13 protein-coding genes are annotated in these 18,373 nt (G+C 47.1%); 11 read left to right on the top strand and 2 right to left on the bottom strand.

Annotated features, from left to right (window positions below):
* Positions 1–76: 76 nt before the first annotated feature.
* Positions 77–4,372: a PEP/pyruvate-binding domain-containing protein gene (locus ACXLDX_RS11860; RefSeq protein WP_457577396.1), complete on the top strand. Its 4,296-nt coding sequence runs from the start codon at positions 77–79 to the stop codon at positions 4,370–4,372.
* Between the two features lie 103 nt (positions 4,373–4,475).
* On the opposite strand, the gene ACXLDX_RS11865 is transcribed toward ACXLDX_RS11860, so the two are convergent.
* Positions 4,476–4,685 (bottom strand): YgaP family membrane protein, encoded by a 210-nt coding sequence (locus ACXLDX_RS11865; protein WP_457577397.1) that lies wholly within the window; start codon positions 4,683–4,685, stop codon positions 4,476–4,478.
* Between the two features lie 192 nt (positions 4,686–4,877).
* Positions 4,878–5,165 carry an ArsR/SmtB family transcription factor gene (locus ACXLDX_RS11870; RefSeq protein ID WP_457577398.1) on the bottom strand — a complete coding sequence of 96 codons (288 nt, stop codon included), beginning with the start codon at positions 5,163–5,165 and terminating at the stop codon, positions 4,878–4,880.
* Positions 5,166–5,752: 587 nt separating this feature from the next.
* Here ACXLDX_RS11870 and acs point away from each other — a divergent pair.
* The 10 genes from acs to ACXLDX_RS11920 all read left to right on the top strand — a co-directional run bounded on the left by acs (position 5,753) and on the right by ACXLDX_RS11920 (position 18,031).
* On the top strand, positions 5,753–7,735 hold the full coding sequence (gene acs, locus ACXLDX_RS11875; protein ID WP_457577399.1) for an acetate--CoA ligase: 1,983 nt from the start codon (positions 5,753–5,755) through the stop codon (positions 7,733–7,735).
* 344 nt (positions 7,736–8,079) lie between these two features.
* Positions 8,080–8,649, top strand: a complete 570-nt coding sequence (locus ACXLDX_RS11880; RefSeq protein WP_457577400.1) for an isochorismatase family protein — start codon at positions 8,080–8,082, stop codon at positions 8,647–8,649.
* Positions 8,650–8,810: 161 nt separating this feature from the next.
* Complete coding sequence (alaS, locus tag ACXLDX_RS11885; protein WP_457577401.1) at positions 8,811–11,462, top strand: alanine--tRNA ligase; 2,652 nt, start codon at positions 8,811–8,813, stop codon at positions 11,460–11,462.
* Between the two features lie 490 nt (positions 11,463–11,952).
* Positions 11,953–12,378: a F0F1 ATP synthase subunit B gene (locus ACXLDX_RS11890; protein WP_457577402.1), complete on the top strand. Its 426-nt coding sequence runs from the start codon at positions 11,953–11,955 to the stop codon at positions 12,376–12,378.
* Position 12,379: 1 nt separating this feature from the next.
* Positions 12,380–13,081, top strand: a complete 702-nt coding sequence (locus ACXLDX_RS11895; RefSeq protein WP_457577403.1) for a F0F1 ATP synthase subunit B — start codon at positions 12,380–12,382, stop codon at positions 13,079–13,081.
* Positions 13,078–13,623, top strand: a complete 546-nt coding sequence (locus tag ACXLDX_RS11900; protein ID WP_457577404.1) for a F0F1 ATP synthase subunit delta — start codon at positions 13,078–13,080, stop codon at positions 13,621–13,623. Before ACXLDX_RS11895 ends, ACXLDX_RS11900 begins: the two co-directional genes overlap by 4 nt.
* On the top strand, positions 13,624–15,147 hold the full coding sequence (atpA, locus tag ACXLDX_RS11905) for a F0F1 ATP synthase subunit alpha (protein WP_457577405.1): 1,524 nt from the start codon (positions 13,624–13,626) through the stop codon (positions 15,145–15,147).
* Between the two features lie 106 nt (positions 15,148–15,253).
* Positions 15,254–16,123 carry an ATP synthase F1 subunit gamma gene (gene atpG / locus ACXLDX_RS11910; protein WP_457577406.1) on the top strand — a complete coding sequence of 290 codons (870 nt, stop codon included), beginning with the start codon at positions 15,254–15,256 and terminating at the stop codon, positions 16,121–16,123.
* Positions 16,124–16,172: 49 nt separating this feature from the next.
* A complete protein-coding gene (gene atpD / locus ACXLDX_RS11915; protein WP_457577407.1) occupies positions 16,173–17,588 on the top strand; it encodes a F0F1 ATP synthase subunit beta in 1,416 nt (471 codons plus the stop codon).
* Between the two features lie 29 nt (positions 17,589–17,617).
* Complete coding sequence (locus ACXLDX_RS11920; RefSeq protein ID WP_457577408.1) at positions 17,618–18,031, top strand: F0F1 ATP synthase subunit epsilon; 414 nt, start codon at positions 17,618–17,620, stop codon at positions 18,029–18,031.
* The last annotated feature ends 342 nt before the right edge of the window (positions 18,032–18,373 follow it).

An 18,373-nucleotide genomic window follows, 5' to 3' on the forward strand; every position in this document is an offset into this window, starting at 1 on the left:
ATGCCCCATTTTTACATTTCCTGAAATGCAGAATTCAGGTGTAATTCACCCAGGGTAATTGGTCACAGGGAGTACAATGGCTGCCAAATCAAGCGTAAACTTAAAAAATATGGATGGTGTCATAGAATCGGATGCGCTCAAAGCCAATCTGCTTGAGACGGCTGGACGGGTAGAGATAGACGCTGAGCTCCTTGTCCTGCTGGATGTTGTTGAAGATTTCAAGGGACTTCATTCTACCCTGGAAAAACTGCTCTATGAAATATGTCACCCCTTTCGCAACTGGAGAATTATCCTGCCCCAGTTGCGAAGCTTTGTCCTGAAAAATTTCAAACATTACCTTGTCAGCGAAAAAGGGCAGGACTGTCTGAATCTCTTTGCGGATCTTTTTTTTGATGCGATTTCAGATAGTCGTCGTGATTCCTCTTTATTAACCCAGGCCATCGGCGGTCTGCTTGTCTGGGTCGACAAAATGATTGAGGCTACGGACCTGGCAGGCCTTGAGGCACTGGGACCGGTTATTAACAGAATATTTCGTCGTCTGGCAGCTTTTGATACGGAAGACGGCCCGGTTATGATGCATATTGTTCATGGTCAGCATCCGGTGGCCAGGATTGCAAAACGATTGCTGCAGATGGTGGAAACCCGCCATGACCGTTACGATTGTCTGCCCCTGGTGGAGTTGATCCGCCGGGTTTTCCGTCGCTGTTATGCTTACTGGCTCAATGAGGACGATCCCCTGGACTGGTTCCTGAACCGTTGTGCCATTGCAGAAAAAGATTCCCGTCTTACCCGCCTTTTTATTCCCATCTCCCATGAAACCATGAAGGAACATCTGGCGATTCTCGAGTTCCTTGAGGTGGAGGGAGATGGTCTGGCTGAATTGAAACTGCTTCTGGAGTTACCGGCTCATGTTGATATTGTGAAATACTACAGATCAATGCCGGGAAAACTTGCTGCGGCTGAAGATGAACTGAGACGCCTTGACGGGTCGGGTGGGAATCACCTTCCGTTTTTTAATGAGAACAGGAAGCTGCTTTTTCTCTTTAAAATTATGGATACCCGGGGGCTTTATCTTATCCATGAGGAGACACTCCGGGAGATTAATCGCAGTCTTGTTCAGCTGATCAGGCAACAGAGTTTTGAGGAAATCGAGGAGTTTCTTCTCACGACATTCAAGTTGCTCAAGGCCAATGTCAAAAAATATCCGCATACCTCTCTGCAGTGCATTCAGGTGCTGGGGGGGGAGGTATTCGACCGTGGCAACAGCCGTATGGTTGAGGCCTTTCTCTGGGGAGTAGTGCGTTTTGGTTTTCAGCATGCCAATGTGGTTGGGGTTGATGAAAACTGGCAGCCTTTGTCTAACCCCGCCCATCTTGCCAATATCCGGGTCTGGCTCCACCTGATCATGCGGGAGCCCAAGTGGTGTTCCACCCTGTTTTCCGCCCTGATCATGCACCTGAAACTGACCGGGACCTGCATCAAGGATACTGATCTTTTTCAGCGGGATATAACGGAACTGCTCAATCATCCCATTGAGCCGATATATAACCTGGCCAAGCAGTTCACCAAGCTGATGCCGGTGTTTTTCAACGAGATAGGTTCGGAAGGGGAACTGCGTGACGTCTCCACCGAACTTGATGAACTGCATAGACGTAAGGATATTCTCATCCATTTTCTGCGCAAGCAGGGGCACGTTGAGAGTTCAAACCTGATAGTTGATTTCATTCAGGCAATTTTTCTGTTCTGGAAATCAAAAAATAAGGTCGTTCTGTCACCTTACCTGCCCGAGGAGGTTTACTCCCAGGTAAAAGACTCCGGGAAATTCATTGATAACCAGTATATTCTCAGTGAGCGGTTCTGGCGTGAAAAGAAAATCAGGGAAGTTGAAGATATCCTGCTGGAGGATGAGGAGGCCATAGAAGAATTCCTTGCGTGTCAGGAGGATCTGGATAAAAAAGAGGTGCGCAGGTTTGCTCTTCTTGTGCGGATGTATAAATTGCTGCACAGGAAGTATAATCTCGGTTTTCAACAGCTTCGAACCGAGCTGAACCGGGCTGCTGGTGAGGGATTTCCCGAGATAGAACAACTCCTGGATGAGCTTGAACATGCCGATACGGAACAGTGTCTTGAAGCACTGCTTTCCACTCTGGAGAGTTTGAAGGAGATAATCCTCTCTGAGGAAAAATTCGAGGCCAGGGAAGATATTTATTATAAAAGGCATATTGCCGTGGACATCCCTTCTGTTTACGGGCGGTACAGGGAAAAGAAATTTGACGCCTTAAGCCTTACTTTCCGGCTTGAGAACCTGGCCAATCTTTACCTGGAAAAATTGCCGGAAACGGTGAATCTTTCCATCATTACCCAGGCGACATTCTATAATATTGTTCGATGTATCAAGTTGTACCTGCAGGCCCTGGAAATTGACGGTATCACTTCCCGGCGTCTGTCCACATCTCTTGCATTGCTGAAGAATTCCCTGAAGGTCCCGCGCTTCTCTTACACCCAGTATCTTGATATTTTCCGGGGCATGTCGGAAGGCGTAAAGGATATTATGTATGCCTTTTACACCAATATCCATCAGAACAATCTCTCAATTATCATTCCCCAGATTGATCCTGAAAATTTGTTGAACAAGTATCGGAACCTCTATGATGAAGAGGACATGACGGGGACGGTGCAGCGGGTATCAGAGCTCTTTTTCCGGGAGTTGATTTCCTCTACTTTTGGTCTGCAGCATCTCGATAATTTTATTCTCCGCATTCTTCAGACTCTTGAGAGCCAGAAGGATCTGCTGGACGAGAAAAAGCTCGATCTGCTGATGACCTATAACCCGGACAGGGGATTATCGCCACTTCATGATCTCAATCCATTCACCAATAACCTGATTCACCTGGGAAACAAGGGGTTTAATCTGGCGACGTTGACGGCAGAGAAGAAGCCGGTTCCTCCCGCCTTTGTCATCACAACGGAAATTTTCAGGTGCCGGGAAATTGTCTTTGGTTATTCCCAGACCCGTGGCGAATTTATGAAACGTATTCGTAATTCGCTCAATGAAATAGAAGAGCGGGCAGGTAAAAAATTCGGTTCACCAAAGGCACCGCTCCTGCTCTCCGTTCGTTCAGGCGGTGCGATTTCAATGCCTGGCATGATGGCTACAGTGCACAACATAGGCTACAATGAGGAACTTATTGAGGAGTGTATAGCCCAGAATGGTAATGCCTACCTGGCCTGGGATAATTACAGGCGCTTTCTCCAGTCCTGGGCAATGATTTCCGGTATGAAAAGGGAGGACTTTCAGGTCCTGATGGATGAGGCCAAGGCCCGGCATAATGTTACCCTGAAACGTCATTTTTCAAAGGAACAGATGAAGGAACTGGCTCTTTCCTATCAGAGACTGATTCGTCAACGCGGTATTGGAATCCCCGACGATCCCTGGCTGCAGCTTGTGAATGCCATTGAACTTGTGCTGGATTCATGGGAGACTCATAAGGCAATGGAATACCGGAGAATCATGGATGTTTCTGATTCCTGGGGAACAGCAGTAATTGTCCAGGCCATGGTTTTTGGCAACAGGAGTGAAAATGCCGGTTCCGGAGTTGTTTTTACTGCTCATCCCTATCGAAAAGTGCAGCGGGTAGCCCTCTGGGGGGATTATGCCTATGGTGATCAGGGTGAGGATATTGTTTCAGGCCTGGTGACAAGCTGTGCCATTTCCATTGAACAGGCCGAACTTGACGGGCGATCGCTGGAAGAAACTCTGGAGAACCGTTTTCCGGAAATTTACAAGGAGCTTCTCGAAATATCCAGGGATCTTGTCTATAACAAGAGATGGAATCCCCAGGAGATTGAATTCACCTTCGAAGGGCCGGAGCCGAAGGATCTTTATCTTCTTCAGACCAGGGACATGATTACTATCAAGAAAAAGGAACATCTCAATGTCTTTGAGGAAACTCCTGAGCTGAAAAAAGCGCACCTTGGGCAGGGTGTTGGGGTTTCCGGTTCAGCACTTTCCGGTCGCGCTGTTTTTACGGAGGAAAACATCAGGGAACTGCGTGAGAATAATCCAGAGATACCACTCATTCTTATCAGGCAGGATACTGTTCCGGAGGACATAAAAGTTGTCAGTCTGGCGGATGGTCTGCTGACTTCCAGGGGTGGGCAGACATCCCATGCGTCTGTAGTTGCAGTACGCCTGGGAAAAACATGTGTGGTCGGCTGTCGTAGTCTGCAGGTCTATGAAGTCGAGCAGTACTGCGAGATTGCCGGTCTGAAAATCGGATTCGGAGATCCGATATCAATTGACGGCAGGACAGGGCAGGTCCTGGAAGGGATGCACCGTGCTGTTGAGGAATATCATATTCTGCCGATTTAAATCCGGGAGAACAGGTAATCACTCTCAGGCACTTCAGCTTTTCACTGTCACTTTTGCCCGCTCAGATTGGAAAAGCGAACAAAAGAAGCCTAAAACGTTGTTATTACCTGTTCTCGGGTACGCCCAGAGCCTTTAAAATCAATGCCAGCGGGCAAAATTTAGTGAAACCGAACTGGAAAAGATTCAGCCCTACGAACGCTGTGAAAAACAGCCAGTACCTGCTCACGAAAATAGGGCTGGCATCAACTCCAAGGGAGAGGCTGAGAAGAATAAAAAAACCTGCAATGGTGTGAACCCAATCCGTAATAATCATTTCTTACCTCATTAGCATATTATATCTGCATGATCACTTGTGCAGTGCATCACCATTGTGCGACCCGCGGGGGGCGAGTGAATTTCTCAAATGCCCCCCATCAATGGATTTACATTAATTTTTCAAGTTTTTACCTGAAAAATAATCACAAAGTCGTCACGGATTCAGCAATCAGTTTCCGCTGGTCATGCATTAAAAGTTTGGGCAGAAGAGTGTCCGCATTTTCTGGATAAGTTCCAGAATCCTCTTGTCCGTAATTTTGTTATAAATGAAATTCGCGTCTTTACGAAAATCGATAATACCCTGGCTTCGAAGTATGTTTAAATGCTGCGAAACATTGGCGTTTGTGGTTTTCACCTGATCCCTTATTTCTCCCACCGATAACTCCTTATCCTGGAGCAGACAGAGAATTTTCAACCGGATAGGGTGTGACATGGACTTGAGGAGTTTAGACATTGCATCAATTTGTTCGTCTTGCATTTTTCCTCCTTGGCAAAGGTATTACACTTTTTAATTTAATAGTTGTTTGATATTTGTAAAGTCTAAATTCGAGGTAATTCTTGAAAAAAGAAAAGAATCGGACGAATGTTAATATCTTGTCAATATATGTTTACCTACGTACAAAACTCGGCCTGTAACCTGTAAGCCCGGAGATGTGTCTGTTTGAAGAGGCGTATTTTAAAAATCACATTTTCGAGTCCGGTTGAGTTTCATGGTAATCGGGAAATATATAATCCTGAGGTCGTCATGGATTCAGGGTTAGTTTTTGAACAGCAATTACATAAATACTGCTGAAACGGGCAGTATTGCAAGAGGGTTTTTATTTCGCTCTGGCAACATACCGTTTCAAGCTGAGAATTATATACAATATAGTGATTAATGAAATAGTTTTTTTCAGGAAAAGCCGGAATAAGTAATGTTGATATAAATAATAAATAATTCTTGCAAAATCGGGCTTCGCTGGTGTAGATTTTCTGTTGCGGAGAAAGTGTTGCGTAATCCAGCGGATACCTGAATCACGGGGCGCAATACTCAGACTATGCTGAGTTGTTTTTTCAACCTGGGTCATGAATAACCTGATGAAAAAAAAGAATAATCAGGAATCATCCTCTCCTTCTGCCGGCGGTTGTCTTTCGGAATATAAAAAAGCGCACGATATATCTTTTGAAAATCCTGAGGCATTCTGGGCTGAAAGGGCGGAAACTCTGGTCAGCTGGACCAGAAAATGGGATGAAGTGTTTCAAGGTGACTTTTACAGGAAAGAGGTCTCCTGGTTTTCAGGAGGCAGGCTTAATGTTTCTTTTAATTGTCTGGATCGGCACCTTGAAAAAGGTCGTCGTAATCAGGCGGCTCTTATCTGGCAGGGTGAAAATGATGATGAAGTAAAAGTGTACACCTATCAGATGCTGTTGACGGAAACATGCAGATTTGCCAATGTACTCAAGAGTAAAGGAGTAAAAAAAGGGGATTGTGTATCCATTTATCTTCCCATGATTCCTGAACTTGTTATAGCTATGCTTGCCTGCGCGAGAATAGGTGCTGTTCATTCGGTGATATTCTGTGGATTTTCCTCAGCCGCGCTGAAGAACAGGATAAAAAATTGCGGCTCAAAAGTTTTTGTGACTGCAGACACAGTCTCCCGGGGCGGGCGGATAATTCCCTTGAAACCGAATGCCGATGGTCCCCTTGACGAATGCCAAACCATCAGCAACTGCATTGTGGTACGACGAAGCGGAAAAGAGATTTCAATGGTTCCCGGCAGGGACAGCTGGTGGCATGAGGAGGTGTCCGGGGAAGAAATAGGGCAGTATTGTGAACCTGTGGAAATGGATGCGGGGGATACCCTCTTCATGCTGTACACTTCCGGGTCCACGGGAAAACCCAAAGGAGTGCTGCATTCCAGTGGTGGATATCTGACATATGTTCTTCATACATGCCAGGCGGTTTTTCGATTCTGTGAAAATGATATTCACTGGTGTACCGCAGATATTGGCTGGATAACCGGGCATTCCTATTCTGTATATGGACCACTGGGCGCCGGTGCAACCATTTTGATTTATGAGGGACTTCCTCTTTATCCGGAAGCCGGCAGGTATTGGCAGATTGTGGAGAAGTTCGGAGTAACAGTGTTTTATACCGCTCCTGCGGCAATACGGGCTCTGATGCATTTCGGATCAGGTCTGGCGGCGGATTATGATCTGTCATCATTGCGATTTATCGGTTCCGTGGGAGAACCGATAAATCCGGAGGAGTGGAACTGGTATTTTAAGGAGATCGGTCAAGCAAAACTTCCAGTGATTGACACGTGGTGGCAGACGGAGACCGGCGGCATTATGCTCGCTCCTCAGGTTCATCCGGACTTGTGTGGTCCCGGGGGAAATTTAAGACCTCTTCCCGGTATAGATGCAGCGGTCTTGACAGAAAGTGGCAGGGAAGCAGTTCCGGGTGAAGGGGGGCGTCTTGTAATAAGAAAGCCGTGGCCCGGTATGTTGAAGGCTGTTCTGGGGGATGGGGCGAGTGTGCAGGAACTGTATTTCTCTTCGTATTCGGGGGTGTATGATACCGGAGACAGTGCACGCAGGACCGGGGAACATGATTTTCAGGTCACCGGTCGTTTTGATGATGTGATTATGATATCAGGTCATCGGCTGGGAACTGCTGAGATAGAATCAGTGCTGACAGCTCATCGGAGTGTTGTTGAAGCTGCTGTTGTCGGGGTTGCTGATTCCCTGGAAGGGCAGAAAATTTATGCCTTTGTCATGGTCGGAAAAAATGTTGAACAGACCCCGGGATTGCTTTCTGAGATTCGTCAATATGTTCAGGAAAATATCGGTCCGGTTGTGACTCACCCCACTATACAGTATGTTTCCGCATTGCCGAAAACCAGGAGCGGTAAAATTATGAGAAGACTGCTCCGAAAAATCGCCTCAAATGATTTTCTTCAATTAGGAGATATTTCAACTCTTGCGGATCCCTCCGTGATCACCGATCTGGTTGAAGGAAAAAATGCCTTTTCGTCAGATCCCTGTGTTCCAGAAAATGAAATTTAATTTTCAGAGTACCTTTAGATAATGGCATTGGCCTTTAACCTTGTGCGACTTTTTCCTTCATTTTCTCTATTTTTCATGGAAGCCCCTTGAATCTCAATAAAGAAAGGAGTTTATTGGAGCCTGGTCGAAATTATTCACTGCCATTCAGGCTTCTCGCGGTTTCTTTTGCCCGTGCAGGAAGGATGTAGCGAATAAAACGGCCTGTTAAATTCTGTGGCATCTGTGAGCAATTACACTTCAGAGGTAATAAAATCATATAGTTGTTACCCTTGTGAGTAGTTGCGCCTGGCCTTTATTTTGCGGGGTTTATCGTCAAAATTCAACAATGATTGGAGGATTCGGGAATGACGGAAAGGACATTTCTTGCACCGGAAAATTGCTGCCTGCAGATAATTGACGTCCAGGAAAGTCTCATGGCGAAAATAGATGGTGCGGACCATGTGGCTGCAACAACCGGTTTTATGATCGAATGTGCCAGGATCCTCGAAATACCGATTTTTGGTAACACCCAGTATAAAAAAGGCCTTGGCCCCTATGTGGCTTCGATTGAATCCCTGGTCGGCGATCTGCCGATATTTGACAAGGTTGAGTTTAACAGTTTTGAGAATAAGGAGACGGCAAAATTCATTGGGGATTTGCCGGAAAAGGTGGATACAATGATTCTGGTTGGAGTGGAAACCCACATCTGCATATATCAGACGGCAATGGGACTGCTTGACCGGGGATTTTCCGTGTGGGTTGTTTCCGACGGAGTCTCTTCCAGATCAGAGGTGATGCATCTTCAGGGGCTTGAGCGTATTAAGAGCCTTGGAGGGGTTGTAGGGCCTGCTGAAATGCTGGTCTATGAATTGCTTGGTAAAGCGGGAACTCCAAAATTTAAGGAAGTGCTTCCCCATATTATTAAAAGGGGTTAAGCTCTGACGGTCACTTGGCTTCATTTTTGGCTGGCAAGTGAGCAAACACAGTTCAGGGATAACAACAACACAAAGCTGTTAACTTTGCCGGTAGTTATGCAGAGTTATTGAGCCGATGGGCAGTTGCATATACGATATAACAATTTTTGAGCGAAATTATCATGAATGGAAATGAAATAAGAAAAAAATTCCTGGAGTATTTCAAAAAGAGTAATCATGAGGTAGTGGAAAGTTCTTCTCTGGTTCCGAAAGATGACCCAACCCTGCTGTTTACCAATGCGGGTATGGTACAGTTTAAAATGGTTTTCATGGGTGAAGACAAACGTAATTATGTCAGGGCGGCTACCAGTCAGCGCTGTGTCCGCGCCGGTGGCAAGCATAACGACCTTGAGAATGTTGGTTATACGGCCAGGCATCACACCTTTTTTGAAATGCTCGGAAATTTTTCTTTTGGTGATTATTTCAAAGAAGAAGCCATCCATTTTGCCTGGAAATTTTTGACGGTGGATCTGGGTTTGCCCCCGGAAAAACTCTGGGTTTCCATTTATGAGGATGATGATGAGGCTTATAAGCTCTGGGAAAAGATAGAGGATCTTCCCGAGGGCCGGATCGTCAGAATGGGTGAAGAAGAAAATTTCTGGGCCATGGGGGATACCGGCCCCTGTGGTCCCTGTTCCGAAATTCATATTGATCAGGGGGTGGAAGCAGGCTGTGGGCGTGAAGATTGTGCGCTTGGCTGTGACTGTGACCGTTTTCTGGAGCTTTGGAACCTGGTATTCATGCAGTTCAACCGTTCTGAAGACGGGACAATGACACCGCTGCCGAAACCAAGTATTGATACTGGCATGGGACTGGAGAGGGTCGCCGCGGTTCTCCAGGGAAAATTCAATAACTACGATTCCGATCTTTTTACTCCGATAATTTCAGAGCTCGAAACCCTGTCCGGAAAAGGATACGGCATGAACAGACAGGACGACACCGCCATGCGGGTCATTGCCGACCATGCGAGGGCGACAACGTTTCTGGTCGCCGATGGGGTGCTGCCGTCAAATGAAGGTCGAGGTTATGTCCTCCGAAGAATTATGCGCAGGGCCGTACGGTACGGGAAACATCTCGGCCTCGAAAAACCGTTTATGGATGCGGTATGCCGGGTGGTTGTCAGTCAGATGATTGAAGCCTATCCACATCTCGGGGATGCGGGTTCGCTTCTTTCCAAAGTTGTTAATAATGAGGAAGATCGGTTCAGGGAAACGCTGGAGCACGGTCTTGCGCTCCTTGATGAAGAAATCAATCGTTTTGGCAGCAAAGGTCAGAAATGCATCCAGGGTGATTTTATTTTCAAGCTTTATGATACCTTTGGTTTTCCCTTTGATATCGTGCGTGATATTGCTCTGGAAAGAGGGTTTGAGTTTGATGAGCCCGGATTTCTGCAAGCAATGGAGAATCAGAGAGAAAAATCGAGACAGTCAAGAAAAGATGAAGGAGTCAGACTGTTTGATGAAGGTGTCAAGGCCCTGGCTGGTGATAATTTGAAAGCGCAATTCAGGGGGTATGCTGCACTCTCTCTGGAGTCAAGTGTCGGTGGCCTGCTTGACAGCAGTGGAGCCAGGGTTTCGGAGCTGGATGAAGGAGCCTCCGGACGACTGTTTGTGGAAGAAACTCCCTGCTATGCAGAGGCTGGAGGTCAGGTGGGCGACAGTGGCAGAATTGTCTGGAATAATGGTCGGGGTGTAGTGGAATCCACTTCTGTGGAAGGGGATAACATAATTCTTCATAAAATTTCAATTACAGAAGGTGTTCTCAGGGAAGGGGATATGGTTGAAATTCTGGTGGATCAGGATAAGCGGCAGGCCACTGCTGCCCACCATTCAGCGACTCACCTGCTGCAGGCAGCTCTCAGGGAGGTGCTGGGCGATCATGTTAAACAGGCGGGATCCCTGGTGGGGCCGGACAGACTGCGTTTTGATTTCACCCATTTTTCACCACTTGAAGAAAAGGAAATTGAAGCTGTCGAACAGCTTGTCAACGAAAAAATACGTGAAAACTGCCAGGTAACGACGCAGATCCTTGACAGGGATGAGGCCATCAGAGACGGGGCCACGGCTCTTTTCGGGGAGAAATACGAGGATGCTGTGCGAGTGGTTTCCATGGCTGATTTCAGTAAGGAGCTTTGCGGTGGCACACATGTTGCTTATTCCGGAGAAATCGGATTGTTTAAAATTCTTTCGGAAGGAGGTATTGCTGCAGGAGTACGGAGGATTGAAGCCCTGGCCGGCAGCAGAGCCTTTGAACATACCCAGAGTGTTTACAGAAGAGAAAGGGAAATCTGCGGGCTGCTTAACGCTACGGCTGATGAGGTTGTGACGAAGGTGCAGACGCTGATGAAAACCAACAAGGGGCTGGAAAAGAAAATTGCAGACCTGTCCACACGCCTTGCAAGTTCAGACCTGCAGTCTATCCTTGCAGACGCAAAGACTGTTGCTGGAATTCAGGTGGTGGCCGCAAAGATAGCCTTGGATAATCCGAGAACACTGAGAGAGGTGGGAGACAAGATCAGGGATAACATGGGTTCAGGAATTGCTCTGCTGGGGGGTGATAATGGTGGTAAAGCTGCACTTCTGGCCATTGTCAGCAAGGATCTTACCGGAAAGGTGAAGGCCGGAGAGCTTGTTAACCGGGTCGCGAAAATCGTGGGTGGAAAAGGTGGTGGTCGGCCTGACATGGCCCAGGCGGGTGGTCCGATGGTTGACAGATTGAACGAGGCTATTGAGTCCGCTCCTGCAGTGGTGGAAGAAATGGTGGCGGGGAAATAAGTCTTACCGGAAAATTTTCACCTTAATCCTCCCAGACAGGCAGGTTCGCAATCTGCGCTTATCTGGCGCATATGGGAGTGTAACTACTCACAGGGGTAACAACTCTATGGTTTTACTGCCTGTGAGTAATTGCACGGGAGGTTTGGTCGCGCTGTAAATATGCGTCTCAGCAGAGGAGTACGAGATACATAAATAAGTTGACAGAGTCGCATATTTACAGTAAGAATTTTTTGCTATTATGAATGAGTGTTCATTCTTTCTCCGGGCCTGAAAACAGGTGAAGTGCAGCTTGCTGCAGAGTGTTTTTGAATGGTGTATTCCTGTTTTTTGGTGTTTTTTTACAGTTGACTGATATTTGAAAGCGTGTGCGGGAGAGAGTTCCTGCCTGTTTTCAATCCCTTATATAGCTGTAGGCGTGTCGCGGTCATCATTCATCACTGGATGAATGTTAAGTTTTTTTTATTATCTAAGTTAATCAGGAGCGATCAACATGATTACGATGGATATTACCTTGGTAATTCAGATTGTTAACATGGTTGTTCTCATGTTTCTGCTCAACGGGGTTCTTTACAAACCTGTAAAGAAAATCCTCAGAGAGCGATCTGAAAAACTGCAGGGAATGCAGAGTGAGATTTCGGATTTTGAAAAAAATGCGAAACTCAGGCAGGAAGAGGTCGATGCGAAAATGGCGAAGGCATCTGGAAAGGCGAAAGCTGCTCTGGATACAGCCAGGGCTGAGGCACAGGCTGCAGGGGATGAAAAGTTGGCGGCTATCAAGGCCGAGGCTGATAAAGGCAAGGAGGAAAAACTTGCTGAGATCAGATCACAGGTTGAAAGCGCCAGAAAAGAGTTGCAGGCAGGGCTTGAAGGGTTTGCAACGGAAATGGCAGGTAAAATTCTGGGGAGGAGTCTCTAACATGAGAGGAGTGAAAAACTTTGTCGGGGTATTAAGCCTGGCTACGTTGGCACTTTGGTTTGCCTTGTCCCTGGGCACCGCTTTTGCTTCGGTAGAGGCGCATGCGCCTGCAGCCGACAGTCATGCGGTAGTGACGGACGGAGGTGGTCATGGTGAGGCGGGGGTCGCTGCGGAAGGTCATGAAACTGCTGGTGGCGAAGCCCACAGTTCGAGCCTTTCTGCTACCAAGCTCAAGGATCTTGGCTGGAGAGTCGTCAATTTTATTGCCCTTTTGATTATTCTGGTCAAGTTCGGTGCGAAACCTATCGGTTCCGGTCTGGCTGCAAGGCAGAAGCAGATTAAGGATGAGATTGAGGATCTGCAGAAGAAGAGGGTTGACGCCGAACAGTCTTATAATGATTTTCAGGCGAAACTTGCCAATGTTGAATCGGAAATTGATACTGTTGTAGAACGGGCGGTTGCCCAGGCCGAAATTGAAAAGAAGAAAATTATTGAAAAGGCTGAACAGGCTGCCGAGGATATTAAACGTGCCGCTGAAATGGCAATTCAGAATGAGATTACAGAGGCAAGGCGACAGTTAAAAGATGAAGTCGCCGAGCAGGCTGCTGTAATGGCTGAAGAGCTTATTGTGAAGAATCTTACCGATGATGATCAGGTCAAGATTATTGAAGACTATTTAGCTAAAGTGGGGGCCGTACAGTGAAACAGACAATCCTCGCACGGCGATACGCCAAGGCAATTTTCACGGTAGGACAGGAACAGGGGAAGTACGAGGAGTACAATGAAGTGCTCAATGGACTTGCCGGGCTGTTTATCACGAATCCTGAAGTTGTGGATGCGTTGACAAACCCGCTTTATCCTCTGGATGTCAGGGAAAAGGTGATGACCGGTATGATCGGCTCAATGGAAGTCGATTCCGTAATGGGAAATTTTCTGAGCCTTCTGGTTCAGAAGAAACGGGCCGGGATTCTGCCGGAGATAGCGGAAGAGTACAGTACCATGGTCGATGAGGAAAAAAACATCAGCCACGGCAGTGTTATCTCGGCGGTAGAATTGAGTGATGAATTACGTGAAAGTGTTCAGGCTACATTAGAAAAGTTAACAGGCAAGAAGGTTGAACTGTCCGTCACTGTCGATCCTTCAATCATCGGTGGCATAATTGCCAAGGTTGGAGATCTGGTTTTGGATGGTTCCATCAAAACCCAGCTTGCAGGTTTAAAAGATTCCATTAAGGGGAGAGAATAGATGCAGATCAAAGCCGAAGAAATCAGTCAAATCATTAAAGACCAGATAGGGGAGTACGAAACCAGTATTGACCTTAACGAGACTGGTACCGTTATCTCGGTAGGTGACGGTATTGCCCGTGTCTACGGTGTGAAAAATTGTATGGCCATGGAGCTTCTTGAGTTTCCGGGTGGTATTATGGGCCTTGCCCTCAACCTGGAAGCTGACAATGTCGGTTGCGCGGTTTTAGGAAATGTTTCCGGAATCAAGGAAGGTGATATTGTCAAACGAACCGGCAGGATTGCAGAGGTTCCTGTCGGGCCGGCCATGGAAGGTCGTGTCGTGGATGGAATCGGCCAGCCGATTGACGGACAGGGACCGATTAACTCTGAACTTTCTTCGAAGATAGAGGTACTTGCCCCAGGTGTTATTGCCAGGAAGGGTGTTCATGAACCCTGCTATACTGGTGCCAAGGCCGTTGATGCCATGACTCCGGTGGGAAGAGGACAGCGTGAACTGATTATTGGAGATCGCCAGATCGGCAAGACAGCGCTCTGTGTTGATGCCATCATTGCCCAGAAAAACACTGATGTCCATTGTATTTACGTGGCTGTCGGGCAGAAAAAATCAACGGTTGCCCTGGTTGTGGAAGCCTTGAGAAAGCACGGAGCCATGGAGTACACCACAGTCGTTTCTGCCTGTGCCTCGGATCCTGCGCCGATGCAGTATATCGCGCCTTTTGCCGGTTGTTCCATGGGTGAGTATTTCCGGGACAATGGCAAGCATGCCCTGATTATCTATGACGATCTGTCAAAACAGGCTGTTGCCTATCGCGAGCTCTCCCTGCTTCTCAGGCGCCCGCCGGGACGTGAGGCTTATCCTGGTGATATTTTCTTTAACCATTCCAGGCTGCTCGAAAGAGCCGCAAAAGTAAACGATGAACTCGGTGCCGGTTCACTCACCGCTTTGCCGATTATTGAAACCCAGGCAGGGGATGTTTCCGCTTTTATTCCGACAAACGTTATTTCCATTACTGACGGTCAGGTTTATCTCGAACCGAACCTGTTCTTTTCCGGTGTGCGTCCTGCAATCAATGTCGGCCTTTCAGTTTCCCGTGTTGGTGGTGCAGCTCAGGTGAAGGCGATGAAGCAGGTTGCAGGTACACTTCGTCTTGATCTTGCCCAGTATCGTGAACTGGCTGCATTTGCTGCATTTGGTTCTGACCTGGATGCGGCAACCCAGGCAAAACTGACCAGGGGTGAACGGCTTGTTGAGATTCTTAAGCAGCCTCAGTATCAGCCACTGCCCATGGAAAAACAGGTTACTATTATTTATGCGGGAGCCAACGGTTTTCTTGATCCGCTTCCTGTGGATACTCTTGCTGATTACGAAAAGGAACTGTACAGCTATATCGAGTCTAATGAACCAAGTATTTTCACTGATCTCGTTGCAGAAGAACAGTTTACCGACGGCATCAAGGAAAAACTTGATAAGGTGTTGACAAGCTTTGGTGAAACGTTCAAAGCGAGCAAAGGTCTTAACTGAGCCACTCAGGTCGGACAGGCTTGCCAAAACGGAAAATGAAAGTCTCGACTGAAAAACAATTATTTTTCAGGTGGATGGTTTTCAGAATAAATAGATAGGTCTAAATATGCCGAGTTTAAAAGAAGTTAAAACGAAGATCACCGGTGTAAAAAAGACATCCCAGATCACCAAAGCCATGAACATGGTTGCCGCGGCTAAACTGCGCGGTGCCCAGGAGAAGATGGAGGCGTTCCGGCCCTACACTTCAAAGTTCAATGACGCCATGTCGAATCTGTCTGGAGGAGCAAACAGTGATGCGTTTCCTCTGATGGAGAATCGAGATGTTAAAAAGGTCGAGCTGGTTGTTATCACCTCTGATCGAGGATTATGTGGGTCCTACAATGCAAATATCGTCAAATGTGTAGAAAAAATGATTGCAGGATACGAGGCTGAAGGGAAGGAAGTGAGCCTTGTATGTGTAGGAAAAAAAGGATTTCAATTACTCAGGAAAACCGGAAAGGTCAGGAAAAATTACAGTGATATTATGGCTAATTTCCAGATGTTTAATGCGCGGGAAATTGCCACTGATCTGGCCGAAAAATTTCTGGCAGGTGAATCGGACAAGGTCGAAATAGTTTTCGGCGAATTCAAATCCGTTGCCGTCCAGAGTCCGGTGGCTGTGCCGTTTCTTCCCGTCCAGCCCGTAGAGGGTGATGGAGAAGATGGGAAGAAACTTTCAGGTGACTATATCTATGAACCTTCGTCGGAGGAAATCATGGATACACTGCAACCTCTTTATCTTAACGTCATCGTTTATCATGCCATGCTGGAGGTAGGTGCCAGTGAGCACGCCGCACGGATGACGGCAATGGATAATGCCACCAACGCGTGTAAGGATATAGTCAGTAATCTGACTATAATTTACAATAAGGCCCGTCAGGCTGCAGTAACAAATGAGCTTATGGACATTGTTGGTGGCGCGGAAGCCCTGAAATAATAAACTATCATTGAGATGATTTTAAGACTTTGAGGAGGGGTAAGGCCCAATGAGTGAACAAAGAACTGGAAAAATTATACAGGTTATCGGACCTGTAGTCGACGTGGAATTTGAGCCCGGTAATCTGCCGGAAATCATGAACGCCTGTATGGTCAGCAATCCCGGTATTGATGATACTCCCGACAATCTGGTTATTGAGATTGCCCAGCACCTGGGAGACAATGTCTGTCGATGCATTGCAATGGATCAGACTGATGGTCTGACCCGTGGGATGGAAGTTCGGGATAGTGGTCTGCCGATCACAATACCGGTAGGTGAGGCGTCTCTTGGCAGAATTATGAATGTTGTTGGCCGTCCCGTTGATGGTCTGGGTGATATCTCATCTGACAAAACTATGCCAATCCACAGGGATGCTCCGGCTTTTACTGAGCAGGATACTGAGGTGCGGGTTCTTGAAACCGGTATTAAAGTTATTGATCTGCTGGTTCCCTTTCCGCTTGGAGGGAAGATGGGACTCTTCGGTGGTGCCGGTTGTGGAAAAACCGTTATCATGATGGAAATGGTTAATAATATTGCCATGCATCATGGTGGTATTTCTGTGTTCTGCGGCGTTGGCGAGAGAACCCGTGAAGGAAATGATCTGTATAATGAGATGAAGGAATCCGGTGTTCTGCCGAAGGCCGCACTGGTATACGGTCAGATGACTGAACCTCCGGGGGCCCGTGCACGTGTGGCCCTGACAGGACTGACTGCTGCTGAGTATTTCCGTGATGAAGAAGGTCAGGACGTGCTCTTTTTCGTAGACAATATCTTCAGGTTTACCCAGGCCGGTTCAGAGGTTTCCGCCCTGCTTGGTCGTATCCCGTCAGCAGTTGGTTATCAACCGACTCTGGCTACGGATCTTGGCGCACTGCAGGAACGTATTACCTCAACAACCAAGGGATCCATTACTGCCGTACAATGTGTGTATGTTCCTGCTGATGACTTGACGGATCCGGCCCCTGCAACAACATTTGCCCATCTTGACGGTACGGTTGTTCTTTCCCGTCAGATCTCGGAGCTTGGTATTTATCCGGCGGTTGATCCCCTTGACTCCACATCGAGAATTCTTGATCCAAACGTTATCGGGGAAGAGCATTACCAGACAGCACGTGGTGTTCAGGTTACTCTGCAGAAATACAAAGATCTTCAGGATATTATCGCAATTCTGGGTATGGATGAGCTCTCGGAAGAGGATCAGGTGGTTGTTGCCAGAGCCCGTAAAATCCAGAGATTCCTGTCCCAGCCGTTTACCGTGGCAGAGGTTTTCACGGGTATTCCCGGGAAATTTGTTAAGGTTGCCGATACTGTCCAGGGATTCAAGGAAATTCTTGAAGGGAAGCACGATGATCTTAATGAAAACTCATTCTATATGGTAGGTACTATTGATGAGGCTGTTGCCAAAGACGCTCAGTCCAACGAATAAGCATATTTTCAGCTAGAGAGGACAATTCGATGGCACAACAGATAAGATTGGAAGTCGTAACCCCGGATGGAGCAAAGGTCAACGAGGATGTTGATATTGTCAATGCTCCCGGATTTGGAGGTGACTTCGGAATACTGGCGAATCATGCGCCTTTTCTGTCGACTATCAAAGTTGGTACTCTTACCTATGAGAATGGCAAGGAAAGAAAATCCCTCATGGTCAGTGGGGGATTTTGTGAAGTGTCCAAGAATAAGGCCACCTTCCTTGTAGAGAGTGCCGAATTTGGCGAAGAGATCGACGTTGAAAGAGCAATGCGCGCAAAAGAAAGAGCAGAGAAGCGGCTTGCTGATGATGGTCGGGATATTGAAGATTTCAACAGAAGACGGGCGGAAGGAGCTTTGCAGCGGGCTGTAAATCGTTTGAAGGTTGCAAAGGGTTTGTAAGAATAAAACCCAAAAAACGGTTTATTCGTTTTTTGTGACAATAAAGTATTACAACAGGGTTACTCCAGTTCGTGGAGTGACCCTTTTTTTTGTAACTACTTACTACAGCACCCAAGCTTTTCACGGTCTATTTTGTCAGCATAGCAGGTATAGAAAAAAAGAGCCTGAAAAAATCTGTGGCACCTGTGAGCAGTTACCGTTTTTTTGTTCAGTCAGTCAGTGAACCAAGGCGAAGCTGGGCCGAAGTGGCATTGACATACGACTTGATACCTGTTGAAATTTCCCTGGTGATCATATCAATGAATTTTGGATTCTGCAGGTTTTCTGCATCCTTTTTATTGC

Source organism: Desulfomarina sp. (genome assembly GCF_054039375.1).